This is a genomic window from Kitasatospora sp. MBT63, from assembly GCF_000710465.2.
Lineage (GTDB): Bacteria > Actinomycetota > Actinomycetes > Streptomycetales > Streptomycetaceae > Kitasatospora.
In genome coordinates, this window is sequence record NZ_JAIZ01000676.1 from 11187 (window position 1) to 28541 (window position 17355).

The 17355-nt window shown below is 72.1% G+C and carries 17 protein-coding genes, 1 tRNA gene and 2 pseudogenes; 13 read left to right on the plus strand and 7 right to left on the minus strand.

Annotated features, from left to right (window positions below):
• Together AA75_RS35420 and AA75_RS35425 are read right to left on the minus strand one after the other, a co-directional pair.
• The coding region (locus AA75_RS35420) for a tetratricopeptide repeat protein (protein WP_199520489.1) at window positions 1–3563 on the minus strand (3563 nt) is incomplete at its 3' end.
• A 1-nt stretch (window position 3564) separates the two neighbouring features.
• A complete protein-coding gene (locus AA75_RS35425; RefSeq protein WP_051814010.1) occupies window positions 3565–3960 on the minus strand; it encodes a trypco2 family protein in 396 nt (131 codons plus the stop codon).
• Window positions 3961–4186: 226 nt separating this feature from the next.
• On the opposite strand from AA75_RS35425, the pseudogene AA75_RS35430 reads away from it, so the two are divergent.
• Window positions 4187–4824, plus strand: a pseudogene (locus tag AA75_RS35430) (transposase); the annotation flags it as partial.
• A 74-nt stretch (window positions 4825–4898) separates the two neighbouring features.
• Here the strand turns inward: AA75_RS35430 and AA75_RS35435 are convergent.
• Window positions 4899–5546, minus strand: a complete 648-nt coding sequence (locus AA75_RS35435) for a peroxiredoxin-like family protein (protein ID WP_033824487.1) — start codon at window positions 5544–5546, stop codon at window positions 4899–4901.
• Between the two features lie 133 nt (window positions 5547–5679).
• Between AA75_RS35435 and AA75_RS35440 the strand changes: the two genes are divergently transcribed.
• The 4 genes and pseudogenes from AA75_RS35440 (at window position 5680) to AA75_RS35450 (ending at window position 7923) form a co-directional block, all read left to right on the plus strand.
• The gene (locus AA75_RS35440; RefSeq protein ID WP_033824488.1) at window positions 5680–6267 is read left to right on the plus strand and encodes a TetR/AcrR family transcriptional regulator; all 588 of its coding nucleotides are present in this window, start codon (window positions 5680–5682) and stop codon (window positions 6265–6267) included.
• Window positions 6268–6410: 143 nt separating this feature from the next.
• A pseudogene (locus AA75_RS48405) lies at window positions 6411–6488 on the plus strand (IS5/IS1182 family transposase); the annotation flags it as partial.
• 190 nt (window positions 6489–6678) lie between these two features.
• On the plus strand, window positions 6679–7224 hold the full coding sequence (locus AA75_RS35445; protein ID WP_233289328.1) for a hypothetical protein: 546 nt from the start codon (window positions 6679–6681) through the stop codon (window positions 7222–7224).
• A gap of 291 nt (window positions 7225–7515) precedes the next feature.
• On the plus strand, window positions 7516–7923 hold the full coding sequence (locus tag AA75_RS35450; RefSeq protein WP_033824490.1) for a hypothetical protein: 408 nt from the start codon (window positions 7516–7518) through the stop codon (window positions 7921–7923).
• A gap of 178 nt (window positions 7924–8101) precedes the next feature.
• On the opposite strand, the gene AA75_RS48410 is transcribed toward AA75_RS35450, so the two are convergent.
• Window positions 8102–8198 (minus strand) — tRNA-OTHER (locus AA75_RS48410).
• Between the two features lie 178 nt (window positions 8199–8376).
• Entirely contained in the window at window positions 8377–8835 is a 459-nt protein-coding gene (locus AA75_RS35455; protein WP_051814023.1) for a carboxymuconolactone decarboxylase family protein, read from the minus strand.
• A 230-nt stretch (window positions 8836–9065) separates the two neighbouring features.
• On the opposite strand from AA75_RS35455, the gene AA75_RS35460 reads away from it, so the two are divergent.
• Entirely contained in the window at window positions 9066–9521 is a 456-nt protein-coding gene (locus AA75_RS35460; protein WP_033824491.1) for a MarR family winged helix-turn-helix transcriptional regulator, read from the plus strand.
• 211 nt (window positions 9522–9732) lie between these two features.
• Here the strand turns inward: AA75_RS35460 and AA75_RS35465 are convergent, their stop codons facing one another.
• Window positions 9733–10602, minus strand: coding sequence for an NAD(P)H-binding protein (locus tag AA75_RS35465; protein ID WP_033824492.1), 870 nt, complete (start codon window positions 10600–10602; stop codon window positions 9733–9735).
• Between the two features lie 85 nt (window positions 10603–10687).
• On the opposite strand from AA75_RS35465, the gene AA75_RS35470 reads away from it, so the two are divergent.
• Both AA75_RS35470 and AA75_RS35475 read left to right on the plus strand, forming a co-directional pair.
• The gene (locus AA75_RS35470) at window positions 10688–11101 is read left to right on the plus strand and encodes a helix-turn-helix domain-containing protein (protein ID WP_033824493.1); all 414 of its coding nucleotides are present in this window, start codon (window positions 10688–10690) and stop codon (window positions 11099–11101) included.
• 140 nt (window positions 11102–11241) lie between these two features.
• The gene (locus AA75_RS35475) at window positions 11242–11856 is read left to right on the plus strand and encodes a hypothetical protein (protein WP_033824527.1); all 615 of its coding nucleotides are present in this window, start codon (window positions 11242–11244) and stop codon (window positions 11854–11856) included.
• Between the two features lie 369 nt (window positions 11857–12225).
• Here the strand turns inward: AA75_RS35475 and AA75_RS35480 are convergent, their stop codons facing one another.
• Window positions 12226–13500, minus strand: a complete 1275-nt coding sequence (locus AA75_RS35480; RefSeq protein ID WP_233289329.1) for a helix-turn-helix domain-containing protein — start codon at window positions 13498–13500, stop codon at window positions 12226–12228.
• 527 nt (window positions 13501–14027) lie between these two features.
• Here AA75_RS35480 and AA75_RS50215 point away from each other — a divergent pair.
• From AA75_RS50215 to AA75_RS35490, 5 genes are all read left to right on the plus strand, one after another.
• On the plus strand, window positions 14028–14204 hold the full coding sequence (locus AA75_RS50215) for a hypothetical protein (RefSeq protein WP_158515617.1): 177 nt from the start codon (window positions 14028–14030) through the stop codon (window positions 14202–14204).
• Window positions 14205–14217: 13 nt separating this feature from the next.
• Window positions 14218–14460 (plus strand): hypothetical protein, encoded by a 243-nt coding sequence (locus AA75_RS48415; protein ID WP_149038569.1) that lies wholly within the window; start codon window positions 14218–14220, stop codon window positions 14458–14460.
• Between the two features lie 475 nt (window positions 14461–14935).
• The gene (locus AA75_RS35485; RefSeq protein ID WP_051814011.1) at window positions 14936–16177 is read left to right on the plus strand and encodes an NUDIX hydrolase; all 1242 of its coding nucleotides are present in this window, start codon (window positions 14936–14938) and stop codon (window positions 16175–16177) included.
• On the plus strand, window positions 16174–16344 hold the full coding sequence (locus AA75_RS50220; RefSeq protein WP_158515618.1) for a hypothetical protein: 171 nt from the start codon (window positions 16174–16176) through the stop codon (window positions 16342–16344). The genes AA75_RS35485 and AA75_RS50220 overlap by 4 nt, the downstream gene beginning before the upstream one ends.
• The gene (locus AA75_RS35490) at window positions 16341–17231 is read left to right on the plus strand and encodes an aminoglycoside phosphotransferase family protein (RefSeq protein WP_158515619.1); all 891 of its coding nucleotides are present in this window, start codon (window positions 16341–16343) and stop codon (window positions 17229–17231) included. Before AA75_RS50220 ends, AA75_RS35490 begins: the two co-directional genes overlap by 4 nt.
• The last annotated feature ends 124 nt before the right edge of the window (window positions 17232–17355 follow it).

Here is a 17355-nt window from a genome sequence, read left to right on the forward strand (position 1 = left end):
CTGGGGTGGTCGGAGCCGAGAAGCTGCTCTTTGTCAGCGAGGACCTCCTCCCCGACGTCCACGGCATCGTCGAGACGTCCGGCTTGGTGGTAGGCCGTGGCGAGGTTGCCGCGGGCGGTGAGGGTGTCGGGGTGGTGGGGGCCCAGGACGCGTGCGTGGTCGGCCGCCACCCGTTCCAGCAGCGTGACGGCGTCGGCGGTGAGTCCGGCCTCCTGGCGGGCGAGGGCGAGGTCACCGCGGGTGGTGAGGGTGTCGGGATGGTCGGAGCCCAGGACGCGCGTGCGGTCGACCGCCACACGTTCCAGCAGCGTGACGGCCTGGGCGGTGTCTCCTGCCTGCAGGAGACAGACGGCGAGTTCAGCACGGACGCCGATGGTTTCGGGATGCTCGGCCCCCCGGGCGCGGACGCTGTCGGCGGCAAGCCGTTCGAGCAGAGCGAGGGCCTCCCCGGTCCGTCCGGCGCGCCGATGGCAGGCGGCGAGGACGCCGCGCGCGGCGAGCGAGTCAGGGGCCTCGGTCATCACCTGCCCCAGGAGGGAAGCGGCCTCGTCGGTGCGGCCCGTGCGCACGAGCAGGGCTGCGAGATCGATGCGGGCGGTCAGCGCCCTGGGGTGACCGGTTCCCAGGAGCCGTGCCTGGTCGGCAGCCACCTCCGTCAGGAGGGCGACGGCTTCGTCGCCGCGCCCGACCTGCCAGCAGGACGAGGCCAGGTTTCCACGGGCCGTGAAGGTATGGGGGTGGTCGGGGCCCAGGACGCGCGCGCTGTCGGCCGCCACCTCCTCTTCGAGGCGGACAGCCTCGTCCGTGCGCCCGACCTGGAAATACGAGAGGGCGAGGCCGGCCCGGGCCGTGAGGCTGTGGGGGTGATCGGGACCCAGGAGCCGTACGCGGTCGGCGAGGACCTGTTCCCTGACGGCCAGGGCCTGTTCGTTCCGTCCGGCCGCGTGGTACGAGTCCGCGAGGTTGCCGAGGGCACCGAGGGTGTCAGGATGGTCGGGACCGAGGACCCGTCGGCAGTCGGCCACCAGCTGTTCGAGCAGGGCGGCGGCGTGGGCGGTGCGCCCGGCTTCCTGGTGGCCGAGGGCGAGGTTGCCCCGTGCCGTGAGGCTGTTGGGGTGGTCCGGGCCGAGGATCCGCGCGTTGTCGGCCGCTGCCCGTTCCAGCAGTGGCATGGCGTGGCCGGTGCGCCCGGCCTGCTCGTAGCAGAGCGCCAGGATGCCTCGCGCGATGAGCGTTCGGGGATGGTCGGGCCCCAGGGCGCGCTCGTAGCCGGCAAGCACCTGCTCCCCGATGGCCACGGCACCGTCGAGGTGTCCGGCCTGCTGGTGGGCGAGGGCGAGGTTGCCCCGGGTGGCCAGGGTGTGGGGGTGGTCGGGGCCCAGGAGGCGTTCGAGGTCCGCCAGGGCCCGCTCCCCGGTGGAGACCGCGTCGTCGAAGCGTCCGGCCTGCCGGTACGCGATGGCGAGGTGGGCGCGGGCGCGGAGCGCGTCGGGATGGTCGGGGCCGAGGAGGCGCCCGCCGTCGAGGGCCAGCTGGTTCCAGTGGGCGGTGGCGGCGGCGGCCAGGCCGGCGTCGATGAGGCTGTCGCCGTAGCGGAACAGCAGATGGTGGGCGTGGGGGTCGGCACTGTCGAAGTGCCAGAGGAGTCCGCCGGCGTTCCCTTGCAGCGCTTCGGCGTTGGCCCGCAGGACGACGGCGAGCTCGCGGTTCTCGTGGTCCTCCCCGGGCCACAGGGCGAGGAGCGCGTCGGCGGCCGCACTGTGCGGGTGTTCGCCGACGGGGGTGGTGTCGAGGGTGGCGCGGGCGGTGAGCGCGTGGATTGTGACCTGCCGGTTCGGTTCCTCGGTGAGGGTGACGAGGCTGTAGTTGTGCAGGACGGCCAGGGCGTCGAGCGCGTCCACTTCCTCCACCCGCGGCATGGTGCCGCGCTCGCGCCCCACCGCTCCGGCGCGGGCAAGGTGCTCCAGAACCGGCACGGTCGCCCACAGGGCCTCGGGATGGCCGGCGGGGTCGAGGAGCGAGGCCAGCACCAGCACGTGCACGGTGAGCGGATCCTCCTGCCGGACCGCGTCGAGGGACAGCAGGAGGGCCACAGCAACGGACAGTTGGTAGCCGTCGACGCCATCGCGCCCCGGTAGGACCTCCTCCAAGGACCGGCCTCGCTCACGGAACGACTGGAGGTACTGGCTGCTGCTGCGCCGCCGCTGGATCATGTAGGCGGCCGCATAGGCGAGCGCCAGCGGCAGGTGCCCGAGCGCCTCGGCGAGGTCGGCGCTCCCGGCGTCCAGCAAGTGGGAGCAGCGGGCGGCTTCGAGGCGCTCATTCAGGTAGGAGGCAGACTCGCAAGCCGAGTAGACGCCGACGTCCACCAGTGCGCGCCCGGCATCGCTGGCCTCGGCCCCCCGCAGCCGGCTGGTGGCGATCACCCGTCCGCGCCCACCGCGGCTCGTGGCGGGCCACAGGTCGCCGAGGGTCTGGTCGGTGATGTTGTCGAGGACGACCAGCCAGGATCTCTCGGTGGTGGCGAGCCAGGCCAGGAACGCGGCCGCGTCCTGCTCGACGGTCTCCGGCTGTCCGCCGACCCCGGGCACCCGCACCTTCACCGCGGTGCGTGCGTACGCCTCCAGCACACCGGCCGGCCGCGTGGCGTCCACCCACATCACCAGGTCGGTGCCCTCGTCGATGGCCCGGCGGGCGTAGTGCGCCGCGAGCTGGGTCTTGCCGACCCCGCCCTGGCCGGCCAGAACCTGGGACAGGACGACGGTGCCGGACCTCTCCCGCGCTTCGTCGATGACCTCGCACACCGCGGTCCGCGGTTGGAAGGCACTGGGTTCGGGCGGGAGCCTGCCCTCCAGGACCGGCCAGTGGACCGGGCCCTTCCTGGCTTCGACCGACTCCAGGTCGGGCAGGATCCGGCGGTCACCGTGCCGTGACAGGAGGTCGGCGAACCGCGGGATCCCGAACAAGGGGTGGACCGGCTGGGCGTGCAGGCGGCGCTGCCCGAGTGCCGGGTCGGCCTCGGTGACGACACCGACCAGCCGTCCCTCGCAGAAGACGGCGCTGCCCGAAACCCCCGCCCACGGCGACGCGCCGTTGCGTCCCCTCCGGTGCTCGGGCCAGATCGGGGTGTCCAGGACCCATCCCCCGCCGGTCCTGGAGGTACCGGCCGGGGGCAGGTCGCCCCGAAGGTGCTCCACCTGCGGTTCCCCGCCGTCGTCGGCGAACGACGGGAAGCCCAGGCCCTCGTACGACAGCAGGGCGGCCCCGGCCGGGCGGCCCCACCGCACGGGCGGGGAACCGCCCACGTCGACGGGCTCGTCCAGCCACAGCAGCGCCACGTCCACCGTGTCGGGAACGTGGTCGCGGGAGGTGGGCCAGCAGACGCGGACGCCGCGCCGGTGCAGCTCCGTGCTCAGGACCGGGTGCCCGACACGCACGCTCAACCACTCCTCCAGGGCGCGCACGACGTGGCGGCTCGTCAGGACCAGCCGGGGCCCGATCAGGTAGCCGGTGCCGTTCGGTGCGTCCCCGACGCGGATCAGTACCAGCCTCTTCGGGTCCACGTCACTCGTCCCAGGGCTCGGGCGGCAGCAGCTCGGACGGCTGAGCGCCGTAGGCGGGGCCCGGCGTCCCGGTGTACGCGCCGGGGACCGGGGCACCGCGCTCGACCTGGAAGCGCGCCCCGGGGCCGACGGCCCCGTCCAGAACGTTCAGGGTGAGGGTGAGCCGCTCCCGCCGGACGGCCCCGCGCGCCCCACCAGCCTCGGCCTCGCCCTTCGCGCCCAGGGCGCCGACGGACACCTTCACCTTGCCGTTGCCGTCCCGCCGGAACTCGACCTCCAGCTCCAGTTCCGCCTTCTCCACCTCGAACCTCAGCTGCTGCCCCGCGCCGTCGGTCTGCGCCTGGTACAACTCCGACCGCAACTGCCACAGCGCTTCACTGAGACTGATCTCGTCCATCCGTGCCGTCCCCACCCATCCGTACCCGCGCCACACCGTGGTGATCGCGGTGCACAACCGATCCAGCCCGCCCACGACAGCCCCAACAGGCCAACTGCTCAAGGGAGAAGAGCCCACCGGGCCGTCGACGCGTACCAGTCTGCTGGCGGACGGGGGCGCTCGTCCCGGGAACGGCCAACTGTCCACCCCCGTCGGTCCGGCGGCGCCGGCCCTGGCACACCGGGAGAACTCCACCACTGCCCGAGCCCATCGTGATGCCGCCGGGATGCACCTGGACCCCGACGCCTTGGCTGCCTCGAAGAAAGCCGCCGAGGAGGCGGAGACGGCCCGGCAGAAGAGGGTGGCCCGCCGGAACAAGACGGGCAAGGCGGCTCGGGCGACCGGGAGCGGCAAGAGCGGCGGCGCATCCGACGCTGATGCAAGGTCCGTCTGAGGGCCGCCCTGCTCGGACGCTCCAGAGGCGGGCGGACCAGCAAGGTCCGCATCGTCGGCGAGCGCGAGTGCCGCCCGCTGGCGTTCGTCCTGACCGAGGAGCAGGCCGCCGACAGCCTGCAGTTCATCCCCGTGCTGAAGAAGGTCCGGGTCCGCGGGCCAATCGGCCGTTCCCGAACCCGGCCCGATGCCGTGGCCGGAGACAAGGCCTACTCGTCCCGCGGCAACCGCAACCACCTGCGCAAACGCCACATCAAGGCCGTCATCCCGGAGAAGAAGGACCAGAGCTCCGTTCGCAAGAAGAAGGGCAGCGAGGGCGGCCGGCCGGTCAGCCGCGACGCCGAGCTCTACAAGGACCGGAACACCGTCGAGCGCCTGATCGACAAGCTGAAGGCCTGGCGAGGCATCGCCACCCGAGATGACAAGACCCCGATCCGGATCAAGACCTCACCAGAAATCACCGCTTGATCACGGCCAAATAGGCGCCCCGGCCGCGGCCTCGCCCCTCAGTCGAGCGCGTCCAAGGCGGCCAGGATGTCAGCGGGCTCGGCGCGCAGGGTGTAGTCGGTCTGGACGAAGGCCCAGCGGATGGTGCCGGTGCGGTCGATGACGAAGGTCGCGGGCAGCGGCAGCGTACGGGAGTGGCCGGCGTTGACGCGCTTCAGGTCGAAGCCCAACTGGTCGTAGAGGGTGCCCAGTTCGTCGGAGAGGTCGAAGGCGATGCCGAACCGTGCCGCGACCTCGGAGCCGATGTCGCTGAGCACGTCGAAGGCCAGCCGCTCCTTCTCGGCCAGGGTCAGGGACTCGTCGGGGATCTGCGGGGAGACGGCCACCAGACGGGCACCACGGGTGGTGATCGCGTCGTGCTGCTCCTGGAGGGTGCGCAGCGCGAGGTTGCAGAAGGGGCACCAGGCACCACGGTAGAAGGTCAGCACGACCGGCCCGTCGGCCAGCAGCCCGTCCAGCGCGACGCGCTGCCCGGTGGCCGCAGGCAGCGTGAACCGCGGAGCCGGGGCGCCCACGCCGAGCGCGCGCTGCGCCAGGCCGGAGGCGGCGAGCTCGCGCCCGTTGCGGTCCATGACCTCGATGGCCTCCGCCGGGAGAAACTGACTCCGGTTCTCGTGCACGCCGCGCAGCTGGTCGTGAAGGCTCACAGGGGTCGCCCTTTCTCGGGGTGGGATCCGATTTACTGAACTTGAACCAGTCGTTCCAGGATGATGGACTGTCAGATCTGCCGTCAAGGACTATCTTGGAACAACCATTTCAAGTACCCGGGAGCCGTCCGCCATGCCCGACATCAAGCACTTCGACCCGGAGCTGGCGCTCGAGCGCGCCGAGCGACTGTTCTGGCAACACGGCGCGGCCGAGGCATCGATCCAGGACGTCGTCGCCGCGACCGGGCTGAACCGCTCCAGCCTCTACGCCACCTTCGGCGGCAAGCAGCAGCTCTACCACGCCGCGCTGCGCCGCTACCTGCGACACCGCGCGCAGCCGGCCTTCCGTCAACTCGCCGACGACGGCCGGGGCCTGCCCGCCGTGCGGGACTTCTTCGGCGGGCTGATCGCGGTCCGGTGCTCGGGCGAGCACGCGGGCTGGGGCTGCATGGTCGTCAATGCCCATCTGGGCACCGAACACCACGACCCGGAGGTTCGGGCGCTGCTCGACGACCACCACCGCCAGCTCCGCGACGCGCTGCACACCGCCCTCGACGTCGCCCGCCGCGACGGCCAGTTGTCCCCGCACCTGGCCACCGGCGCCGCCGCCGAAACCCTCGCCCTGCTCGCCTACGGCGTCAACCTCCGCTCCCGCAACGGCGCCGACGCGGACAGCCTGCTGCAGACCGTCACCGACACCCTCGCCCTGTTCGGGGCCTGACGGGCGACACCACCGCCGGATCGCACCTCGTCCCGCTCCTCGGCATCGTGGAGCTTCCGCCGCCCGGCGCAGCCCCACGGCCGGGCCACACGGAAGTGCCGGGCGCAGGCGGGACTCCGCTCAGGGACTCGGCCACCCGATCAGAGCGGAACACCGTCGAGCGCCTGATCAGCAAGCTGAAGGCCTGGCGAGGTATCGCCGCCCGATATGACAAGACACCCTGATCGGCTTTCGCAACACCCTGCCAGGAGGCGGTGTCGGAGCGGCGCCATAGGGTCCGGTGGCATGACGACAGAGCTGATGACATACGCGGGTCCGGTCGAGGCCGATGCCCTGGTGACGCGTACCGGAGGGATCCCACTGGCACCGGCGGGGGCGATGTGGCCCAGGTGTGCGACGTGCGGCGGGCCGATGCAGTTCCTGGCCCAGATCCTGCTGGACGGCCCGGGACGGCCGGTCGTCGAGCCGGGCGTCGGGGTCGCCCGTGTCATGGCGCTGTTCATGTGCCAGAACGATCCCGGATCGTGCGAGGAGTGGAGCCCGACGGCTGGCGGCAACCGTGCCCTGCTCCACCCCGCCGCGGGTCTGCAGCCGATGGCTGCACCCGAACTCGACGCAGAAGACGGTGAGTTCGACGAGGAAGTCCTCCGGTTGGGGGCCGTGAACGGCGTGGCACTGGTGCCCTGGCCGACCGCCGACTACTTCGCTGCCCGCCGGGAGTGGGCGGACCGCACCGGAGACGGCACGCGGCAGATCCTCGGCCAACTCGGCGGCCGTCCCGCGTGGTTGCAGTACGACGAGACGCCGACCTGCGCGGGCTGCGCGGAGTCGATGGCGCTGGTCGCCCAGCTCGAAGAGGGTCCGTGTGCCTCCACCGCCATGAACTTCGGCAGCGGAAAGGCGTTCGCCTTCGCCTGCGGGCCCTGTGACCGGGCCGTCTTCCTCTGGCAGTGCTGAGCGCCCCTCCCGGCCGCGCACAAAATCGAACACATGCACCTGACAGATGGGGCGGCGGGGCGAAATCCGGCATCCGCCCCGATTGCCAAGGAATCGCCTTCTCCCCTTGAAACAAGCCAAGTTGGCTTGATCGAACCCCCGAGAATCCGTATCACCACCGCGCTACACCGGCGAGACGGCCGCGATACTTCGTTCGAACACTATGGCAATGCGTGATCGCGGCCGACCCGCTTCGCGGACCGGCCAAAAGCACCGCGTAACCGTTCCTGTCTGATGAGTTGGAGTGGAATCGTGAAGCAGATCTTCAAGCGCACTGCCACCGGCGCCGGTGTCCTGGCGCTCGCTGCCGCCGGCGTGACGATGATGCCGTCGGTGGCCAACGCCGCGTCCTACAACGGCGCGTGCGGCTCGAGCTACGGTGTGATCGACGCCCAGTCCCTGCCGGGCCTGGGTACCGTCTACCTGACCTACAGCAGCTCCACCGGCAAGAACTGTGTGGTCACCGTCCGCGACAACCCGGGTGCCAAGCTCCCGATGGCGGCGAAGGTCTCCCTCGCCGGCGCCCCGTGGACGGCCGACTCGGGTAACTACGGCACCTACGCCGGCCCCGTGTACGTGAGCGCGGCGCACTCCTGCGTCGACTGGGGCGGCGAGATCAACGGCGTCTACGCGTACGAGTACAACTCGCACTGCGGCTGACCCACACCCGGCGCCTCCCCTCTCCCCCCTCCCGAGGGGGAGACGGGAGGCGCCGTCCGTTTCCGACCCCGGAGGGACGGGCCACCGGACTGTGGCCCGCAGCGGTGGACCCGCTCACGGCCCGGGGGGGGTGAGGCCGGAACACGGTCGCACTGCGGCGGCCACGGCCACCCTGGCGCGGAGAGGGCAGGATTCGAACCTGCGTGGGCGCCCGAAGGCACCCGATCCGGGCCCGAAGGCCCTGGTCCCCGATCTACCACTCCGGGCACCTCTCCCTGTTCACGGCCCCCGGTGACCCTCACCATCCGGAGGCCGTTCACGTGCCTTACGATGCACCGGCCCGCTGACCCCGTCCTGACCACCCGCTGACCACCCCGCGACCGGGCGACAGGCCCGAACCCCGCAGCCCTCGGCGCGGGTTGCGGGGTTCGGGGCCGGCCCTGGGGTGCGGCGTCAGGTCCACTGCTCCGAGAGGCCGACGCCCGGGACCGGCTTGCCGATCAGGGCGAGCGGGACGAAGAAGTTCACCTGCCCGATCGCGAGGGCCAGCGTCGCCAGCGCCTTCGGCTCGTAGCAGGCGGCCGCCCGCGCGTACAGCTCGTCCGGCACCCGCTCACCGTACGGACCGGCGGTCAGTACCGCCTCCACCAGTGCCAGCGCCACCCGCTCGGCCTCGGTGAAGTACGGCGCACCCTGCCACGTCGCCACCGCGTCGATCCGCTCCGCGCTCTCGCCCGCCTTGCGCAGCAGCCCGGCGTGCATCGCCGTCAGGTACGTCGACCCGACGATCTGCCCCGCCCGCAGCTGCACCAGCCCGATCGTCGTCCGCGGCACCGACCGGTTCCCGACCGCCCGGTACAGCGAGGCACCCACCTCCTTCAGCTCCGGGACCAGCTCCGACGGGTCCGACATCCTCGAGGCCAGCACGCCGGTCCCGGTGCCATCAGCGGCGGTGTCGCTCACGGTTGTGGTGGTGGTGTTCATCGCGGTCTCCATCATCAGTGGGGTGTGGTGCCTGCACCCCTACGACGGATCCCGCACCCGGGATGTGACACCGGTGCCGGACGACCCGACGGCGAAGCCGGAACGACAGACCGCCGCCGGACCGTAGAAGCGTGCGCAGAGCACGCTAGCCTTGGTCCATGACGACCACGACCGGACAGGACATCGCCGACGCGCTGGGGCTGCTCCTGCGGCGGAGCACCCGCGCCCACCTCTACGCCCATCTCACCGAGGGGCTGGGCGAGGCGGTCGACGAACTCACCTACCCCATTCTCAGCGGGCTGGCCAGGACCGGCCCGTGCAGCGCCGCCGACCTCGGCCGCGAGGTCGGGCTGGACCGGACGACCGTGACCCGGCGCGCCGACCGGCTGGAACGGGCCGCCCTGCTCCAGCGCCAGCCGGACCCCGCCGACGGCCGCGCCACGCTGCTCGCCCTCACCCCGGAGGGCCTCACCACCATCTCGGCCACCAGGCGACGGCTGGCGGCCAGCATCGAGGAGTCCCTCGCCTCCTGGCCCCAGGACGAGGCCCGCACCTTCGCCCTCCATCTGCGCCGCTTCGTCGAGCAGGGCCCCTTCACCGCCGACCCCCGCTGACGGACGGCCGGCCCACGGCGACGACGACGGCTGAACTGCCGCGACCGAGGTGACGCCACGTCAAGGGATTCGATGTTCCCGGCGTGGCCACGAGAACGCGTTCCGCCGTGGGCGATAGGTTGGCGGCCCGGGTCCTTCCGGGCAGGGGTCCCTGACAGGTCCGGCACGGAAGGGCCCGGTCCCTCACGCCCCCGTTGACTACCCGCCCGAGCTACCGGGCGAGCGCCGCGATGACGTCGAGCGCCGGCCGGGGAGCCCGGCCGAGCAGGTGGCGCAGGTCGGTGCCGGTGCGGTCCAGGAAGCCTGCGGCGATCGCGGAGTACGTGCCCACCAGCATCGGCACCTGGAACGGGTCGACGCCGAAGGCGGTCAGCCGGCGGCGGGCCTCGGCGAGCGTCTCGGGCTCGTAGCTCACGTGCGGGCCGCGGGCTGCCGCCAGGTCCGCGCCGCCGATGGCCTGCTCACCGACGAGTTCGTACGTCCGTCCCGCGTGGTCCTCCACCCGCAGGACCACCCGCGCCGCGGCCTCCGCGAGGTCCGCGCGGGCGACGGCGGCCAAGCGCCCCTCCCCCAGCGGGACGGTCAGCCTGCCGTCCGCGTCGGGAGCGGCGAGCCCGCCCAGCAGTTCCGCGTACAGGCCGTTGCGCAGGATCGTCCACTGCGCCGTTCCCTCGCGCAGCCGGCGCTCGGTCCAGCGGTGCGCGAGGGCGTAGGGCAGGTGGTCGCCGTCCGCGCTCAGGCTGGTGTAGACGATGTGCCGTACGCCCGCCTTCTCGGCCGCGTCGACAGCCGCACCGTGGCGGGCGATGACGGTGTCGTCCTCGCCGTAGCCGGCGGAGATGAGCAGCAGCACGTCGACGCCCGCGAAGCCTTCGGTGAGGGTGTCGGGAGCGTCGAAGTCGATGCGCCGCACGGGCAGCGGCACCCGGACCCGCTCGGGGTCACGGGTGCCGAGCACGATCTCGGCGGATGCATCGGCGGAGCTTGCGGACGGGACTTGGGGACGGTATTCGGCGCCGGCAGCCAGCCGCTCGGCGATCAGGGTGCCCAGGGCGCCGGTGGCGCCGGTGATGAGGATCATCGCTATCTCCCACAGGGGTAGGTTCTCTTCGGTAACCGTGATCATCCTGCGGCCCGGCCGCCGCACCGCGTAAGGAGGCACTTCCATGTCAGCGGGGCACACGGAGGTAACCACCAGGCCCGTCGTCAGCTGCGGCGACGAGCACGAGGACTGCGGCATCCGCGACGTCCTCGACCGCATCGGCGACAAGTGGTCGGTCCTGGTGGTCGTCGAACTGGCGCAGGGCATGCGCCGCTTCCGCCAACTGCAGCGCGCCGTTCCGGGCATCTCGCAGCGGATGCTGACGCTGACCGTGCGGCGGCTGGAACGTGACGGGCTGCTCACCAGGACCGTCCATCCGACCGTCCCGCCGCAGGTCGAGTACGCGCTGACCCCGATGGGCCACAGCCTGACCCACCTGGTGCGGGCCCTCGCCGAGTGGTCGTCCGAGCACCGCGGCGCCATCGCCGTCGCCCGCCGGGAGTGGGACGAGCTGAACCCCGAGTCGGGCATCCACTGACCGTCCGGCACCGGGTATCCGTGCCCGGTCCGCCGTCCGCCCGCGGATCGCCAACTCTCCTCGCTGCAGCGGCAGTACGGCGTAGCCTCTGAGGTCAGGGAACGGCGTGGCCGGGTAGCGGTGTGGGGACGGGTGTGGACGTGACGCAGCACGAGGGCGGGCGGCAGGACGGCAGCGGGCAACAGCTCGGGTACTGGCGGGTGGCGGACGGCGTGACCGTGCCGGTGCCGTACGCGGAGGCGGTGGCGGCGTGGCGGGCCGCGGCGTACCCGCTGCTGGTGGAGGTGGCCGGGAGCTACCGTGCGGTCATCACCTACGGCGAGCTGGGCAGGGCCGTGCAGGACGCCTCGGGGATCCGTACCCGTGCTCTGCTGCAGAACTGGATCGGCCGGGTGCTCGGCGGGGGCGTCGTCGAGGCGCACCGGCGCGGTGATCCGCCGCTGACGTCGTTGGTGGTGCACGCCGACGACGGCATGGTCGGCGAGGGCTACCGCGAGGTGCTCCAGGTGGCGGGGCTTCCGGCCGCCGCCGGGGAGCACGATCGCGAGGTGCACGCCGCCGGTTCCCGCCTGGCCTGCTACCGGAAGTACTGCGCTTCGCTGCCCGCGGGTGGCGGAAGTCCGGCGCTCGCGCCCCGCTACCAGGATGTCGTCTCCCGGCGGCGCGCGGCCGCCGCGGCCGAGCGGAAGGCGCCGGTGTGCCCCACCTGTTCGATCGAGCTCCCGAGCGCCGGGATCTGCGACACCTGCGGCTGAACCCGACCGGCCGGACCCGGATCTCGAAGCCCCGCCTGTCGGCCTTGTAGAGGCACAGGCGGTCGAGCAGCAGGGTGACCTTGCTGGCGGCGAGCCGTTCCCGATCGAACTCGATCTCAGCCACCAGGCAGGTCAGCAGCCGATGGTCGCCAGCGAGGCGCTCCAGGATCACGCCAGTACCCCGGTGGAAGGTTGCGGCCGGCAGCTGGGTGGTCTGCGCCAGCAGGTGGTGAGCCGTCGCCCAGGGCCGGCGAGGTCCGGTCGACCCGCAGCCACCGACGGCGGGCGTCGACGGCCAGGGCGGGCCGGTCATTGTTCACGCGCATCCGTTGATTGCTCCGGACCGCGCCCCCGCCAGGTCCGACCTGGTCAGCCGGCGAGAGCTTCCCCGAGCTGCGCATGAGCTGGGCCCACGAGCGACTGGTGCAGGGCCTCGGTGCGGGACCGGATCAGGCCGTCCCGGTACGCCTCGGGTAGCTGCCGCCAGACCCCGACTGCCATGTCGGCGGCGGTGGCCGGGTCGCCGTCCATGTTCAGGCACGTCGCGGTGTCCATGGTCAGCAGGGCCCGGGTCATGACGGACGGCGATCTGGTGAGGGCGAGGGCTGCTTCCTGTTCGGCGTTGGCCTCGCGGGTGCGGCCCATCAGCGTGAACGCCTGGGACAGGTGGACGTGGTGTTTCTGGAGCGGGTAGCCGAACCAGGTGTCGGCGGCCTGCGCGGTGGTGAGGTGTTCGGCGATGTTGCGGGCGTCGGCGACCGCGTGAAGGGCCGCTCGGTGGTCACCGATGCAGGCCAGGGCCCTTGCGGTGACGGCGGCGGCCAGGGCTGCGGCGGCCGTGGTGGTTCGGCCCGCCTCGCGGCGAGCGCTGATGGCCAGGCTCGCGGCGGCGTTCGGGGCGCCGTAGTTGAGCGGGACCATCGCGTGCCGGGCCAGGACCCAGGCGAGCATGTTCCGGTCGCCGGATTCGCGCGCGGCCTTCTCGGCGGTGGCGAACCAGCCGTGGGAGTCGCGCTGGTCGCCTCGGTCGTGCTGGATGATCGCGACCAGGCCGGTGATCCCGGCCGCCGTCCGTGCCAGGTCGGTACGGGTGCCGGCGGGGTGCGGGCGGCTGAGGACGTCTTGCAGGAGGCCGAGGTCCTGACGCATCTGAGCCAGCACGACCCCCGGCGCCCGACCGTGGTAGCCGCCGCGGTGGCGTTCGAACGCCCCGGCGAGGCAAGCGAGATCGCCGGCGTCGGAGCCGGACAGTCCGGCGTCGATCCCCTCTCGCGCCTCCGCGATGCCTGGCAGCGCGGCGACCCCTGTCGCCAGTGCCGCCGCGCCGAGAAACTGTCGTCGATTCACCGCCGTACCCTCCTCCCCGTCGTCCTCCATCGGCTGCTGGTGAAGCCTGCGCCAGCGCCGCGAGGTGGCCACTGCTCGGGCGATCTCCTCCACCGAGAGCCCGTACCCGTCGGCCAGCAGCTGATGCCACCTCGGGGTGGGCAGACGCCGCTCGGTCTCCCAACGCTTCAGGTTCTCCGGGTCGAACCACGTGCCCCGCTGAGCATCCTGTAAGAGCAGGGCCTGTTCGTCGCGGGTGAGTTCGGCCGTCTCCCGGATCCGCCTCAGCACGGCGCCGATGCCGTCTGGTGCCATCATGCCCGTCCCCCAAGCGTCTGACTGACTGGTGCCCGATTCTGGCCCCCCAAAGCGGCCCCCGCGCGAAAAATGCACCCCTTGCTGGCACCACCAGAGCTACTACACACGGTAGTTGACTGTGTACCAGCCGAGCGGAGATCGGGCGAGACCGGTTCCTTCCCTCCACTCGGCCCCTCCAAGCCAGCGGCTCCGGCCTGACGCCCCGAAGGGTTCCTTCGACATGCGCGTGTGCAGCAGCAGCTTCTTCCTGGTCCGCGACCCTTTCTCCGTCCCCGTCAGCCGCCAACGGCTCGGCCGGCTGATCAGACAGTGGGGCGTCCGCACGGACAACGACAGCCGACTGGCCCTGGACACCGTGATCTCGGAACTCGTCACCAACGCGGTGCGGCACACCACCGGGGCGGTGCTCACCGTCGGGGTGCATGCCAATCTCGACCTGCGGCGCCTGATCATCGAGGTCTACGACGGCTCGCAGTGCCTGCCCCGTCACCAGGCCCCCGGGCCCGGACGCGGAGGCCGGCCGGGGCATGTTCCTGGTCGAGCGCCTGGCCCTCGCCCATGGGGCCCAGCACACCACGCGGGGCAAGAAGGTCTGGGCCGAGATCGCCCTGCCCGAGCAGCCGCTCACCCGCCGCCAGCTCCCCGTCCACCCCCGCCGGGCGGCCCGCGCGGTGGCCCGCGCCTCTTCCCCAGCGCCCACGTAAAGGGGGGACGCGAATGACGTCCTCGGCTCGCTGCTGCACAACTACGCGGCCTGCCGGCATCGCCCGCGCCCAGCAACTCGCCGCAGTCGCCCTCGCCGATTTGCGCCTGCGATACGACGCCGAGAGCGCGCTGGCCGCCGCGCTGGTGGACCCGAAAGCCCTCGCCGAAACCACCGACCTGTCCGCCTGCCACGGCTACGCCGGGCTCGCCCGCATCGCCCACCGCGCCGCCGCCGAGGCCTCCTGGCACAACTGACCAGCCGAACGGGTGAATCCGGTGACGGCTACGCCCTCCGTGACCTCCTCACCCACGAGGGCGTCCGCAACCGCCTCGAACCGGGTCGGCGCAAGGCGCTCGAACGGGCGCTCGCCGTCTGCGCACTGGACTGTGCTGCCCTGCCCGGCCCCCTCCACGACCGGCTGGAGGAAGCCCTGGACCGAGCCGGGAAGGTGCTCGAAATGTCCCCGTTCGACCCGGGCTCGCCCAGAGGAAATCCACTTGAACGACACGTTCGAACAGCACCATCATCGGCCACCTCCCCACTCGTGAAGCCATTCAACTCAACTTCCTAGCAGCGCACTTGATGCACCCACGGGCCGACGGGCGGGCCTCTCGTGCCCGAACACCGCCGACCCCGGAGGAGCCCCGTGAACAGCCCGACCTTCAGCACCCGGATCCGGCCTTCCGGCCGACCGGCCGTGCCCGCCCGCGCCACCGAGGAGCCCCGCCATTGATCGACTTCGGAACACTCACGGACCTGGCAGCCCGTGAAGGCATCGAACGGATCTGCGTCGGCGTCGTAGTACGCGACGCCTCCAGTCGGATCCTGATGATCCGCCGGGCCCCGCAGGACGTCCTGCCGGGCCTGTGGGAGTACCCGGGCGGCGCCCGGGAGGACGGCGAGAGCATCCCGGCCGGCGCGGCCCGTGTACTCACCGAGGAGACGGGGCTCACCGGGTGGCCGCTGGAGTACGCCCGGCACCTCGACTTCACCAACCAGCACGGCAGACGCGTGCGGCAATTCGTCTTCACCACCGTCGTCCCGGACAGCACACCGATCCGTCTCTCCCACGACCACGACGCCCGCCCCACGACCTACGGAAGCTTCCTGATCACCGACCCGCAGGACCGCATCCTCGGCATGCGCTCGACGATCAACCCGGCCGTGTGGAACTTCCCCGGCGGCAACGTCGAGCACGGCAGCGCACCGTTCGCCACCGCGCTGATCGAGGCCGAGGAGGAGCTGGGCCTCGTCCTCGCCGCGGAAAATCCCGAGATCGTCGCCCAACGGCGCCTGATCGCCGTCATCCACGAACAGGCCGGGCCCGAGTACCCGGCGCCGGTCTGCGGCTACGTCTTCGACGGCGGCGTCCTCACCCCCGAGCAGCAGGCACGGATCCGCCTCGACCCGGCCGAGCACACCGAGTGGCGGTTCGAGACCGCGCACGACTGGCACGCGCTCATGGAGCCGTACCGCTACCAGCGCCTCCGGCAAGTCCTGCGCGCCCACCGCGCCGGTGTCACGCTCTACCTGGAACGCCCCGCCCCGCATGACGACGACTTCGAGGGCGTCCTGGTCTTCGTCACCGACCCCGCGGGCCGGCTGCTGATGCATCAGCGCGAGGACCGGCCGGGCATGCCCTGGCCCGGATTCTGGACTCCGATCGGGGGCTGGCGCGAGGGCACGGAGACGGACCAGGAGACCGCGGTCCGCGAGGTCGCCGAGGAGGCCGGGATCACCGTCTCCGACTTGCAGCCCCTTCCCGGCCCGCACCAGGACCTCGGCCTCCCGCTCACCCGCGTCCTGCACACCGTCTGGGACGGACCCGAGTCGGACCTGCGGCTCGGCGACGAGGGCCTGGCAGTGCGCATGGTGCCCCCCGACGAGGTGTCACTGCTCAAGGTTCCGTCCTACATGCAGCACTACCTGCCGCTGCTCGCCGCGGTCCTCCGGTCAGGGAGGACCGTGTGAACCCCCGCGACCACACCCAGTGGCCAGCCGCCGGCGAGGACCCGCTGACGCTCGTCGTCGGCGGCCACCTCGGCCTCCTCGAGGTCGACACCGCGCCCTGCACCGTCCACGCGCTCACCGAGGTCACCCGCGGCAGCGCTCTGTCCACCGTCGGGTGGACCGCGTGAGCGCCGCCGCCCGTCCGAACGACGTCGACCGGCTGCTGCGCGCAACCGCGGGCCCCTACGAGCCGGTGGGCGCGCGGTCCCTCGCCCGTACCGGGCACCCGGCCGTCTGGGAGGTCGTCGCTGACGACGGGCGCCAGCTGTTCGCCAAGCGTTACAAGGACCTGCTCTTCCACCAGCGCGAAACCGCCGGCTACTGGCGCCTCGCACCGGCCATCGGCAGCGGCCGGGCCCCGGTGCTGACGGCCGAGGATGCCCGGTCGCTGCTCCTCGTCGCCACGGCTCTGCCCGGCACCCCGGTCACCGGCGCGACCCTCACCGCCGCCGAGGCGCAGGAGGTGTACCGGCAGGCCGGGCACCTCGCCGCCGTCATCCACGCGCAGCCGACGACCGGTGCCCCCGTCGGCGAGCACCGGTCCTGGGCCGCTGAGCGTGAGCGAACACTCGCCCGAGCCCGCGACGCCCGGCCCACCGAGGAAGACATCGAGGTCCTGGCCGACGCGACCCATACCAAACCCCCGCGTACCGGGCTCGTCTACTGCCACGGTGACTTCGGTCCGCGGAACTGGATCGTGCGCCGCGATAACGACGGCCGCCTGGTGATCGGGGTGATCGACTTCGAGCGTAGCCAGGTCGAGGAGCCAGTGCGCCGTGACCTGATGCGGATCGCGATCCAGCTCGCCCCGCACCGGGGCGACCTGGGCGCGGCGTTCGCCTCCGGGTACGGGCGCGAGTTCACCCCGCAGGTGCAGGAAGCGTGCCGGGCGTGGGCCGCGATCGACTGTCCCGCCGCCCTGCGTTGGGCCCTGGCCCACCACCAGGACGAGGAGGTCCTCGGCTACGCCCGCACCGTGCTCGACCTGCTGCGCCATCCGAACCTCTTCGCGTGAACACCCCTTTCCTCACTACCGGTTGGAGTCCCATGCAGTCCCTGCGTCAGGCCGTCTGTGTCATCGTCCACGACGAGAAGGAGTGCAAGGTCGCCTGCGTCCACTACGCCAACGATTCCTGGTC

Excerpts from the sequence above, each read along its gene's own strand:
- AA75_RS35445 (WP_233289328.1), top strand. The coding sequence starts at position 6,679 with ATGCAGTTCCTGGCCCAGATCCTGCTGGACGGCCCGGGACGGCCGGTC.
- AA75_RS35440 (WP_033824488.1), top strand. The coding sequence starts at position 5,680 with ATGCCCGACATCAAGCACTTCGACCCGGAGCTGGCGCTCGAGCGCGCC.
- AA75_RS50215 (WP_158515617.1), top strand. The coding sequence starts at position 14,028 with ATGTTCCTGGTCGAGCGCCTGGCCCTCGCCCATGGGGCCCAGCACACC.
- AA75_RS35465 (WP_033824492.1), bottom strand. The coding sequence starts at position 10,602 with ATGATCCTCATCACCGGCGCCACCGGCGCCCTGGGCACCCTGATCGCC.
- AA75_RS35470 (WP_033824493.1), top strand. The coding sequence starts at position 10,688 with ATGTCAGCGGGGCACACGGAGGTAACCACCAGGCCCGTCGTCAGCTGC.
- AA75_RS48415 (WP_149038569.1), top strand. The coding sequence starts at position 14,218 with ATGACGTCCTCGGCTCGCTGCTGCACAACTACGCGGCCTGCCGGCATC.
- AA75_RS35460 (WP_033824491.1), top strand. The coding sequence starts at position 9,066 with ATGACGACCACGACCGGACAGGACATCGCCGACGCGCTGGGGCTGCTC.
- AA75_RS35455 (WP_051814023.1), bottom strand. The coding sequence starts at position 8,835 with ATGTCGGACCCGTCGGAGCTGGTCCCGGAGCTGAAGGAGGTGGGTGCC.
- AA75_RS35480 (WP_233289329.1), bottom strand. The coding sequence starts at position 13,500 with ATGATGGCACCAGACGGCATCGGCGCCGTGCTGAGGCGGATCCGGGAG.
- AA75_RS35425 (WP_051814010.1), bottom strand. The coding sequence starts at position 3,960 with ATGGACGAGATCAGTCTCAGTGAAGCGCTGTGGCAGTTGCGGTCGGAG.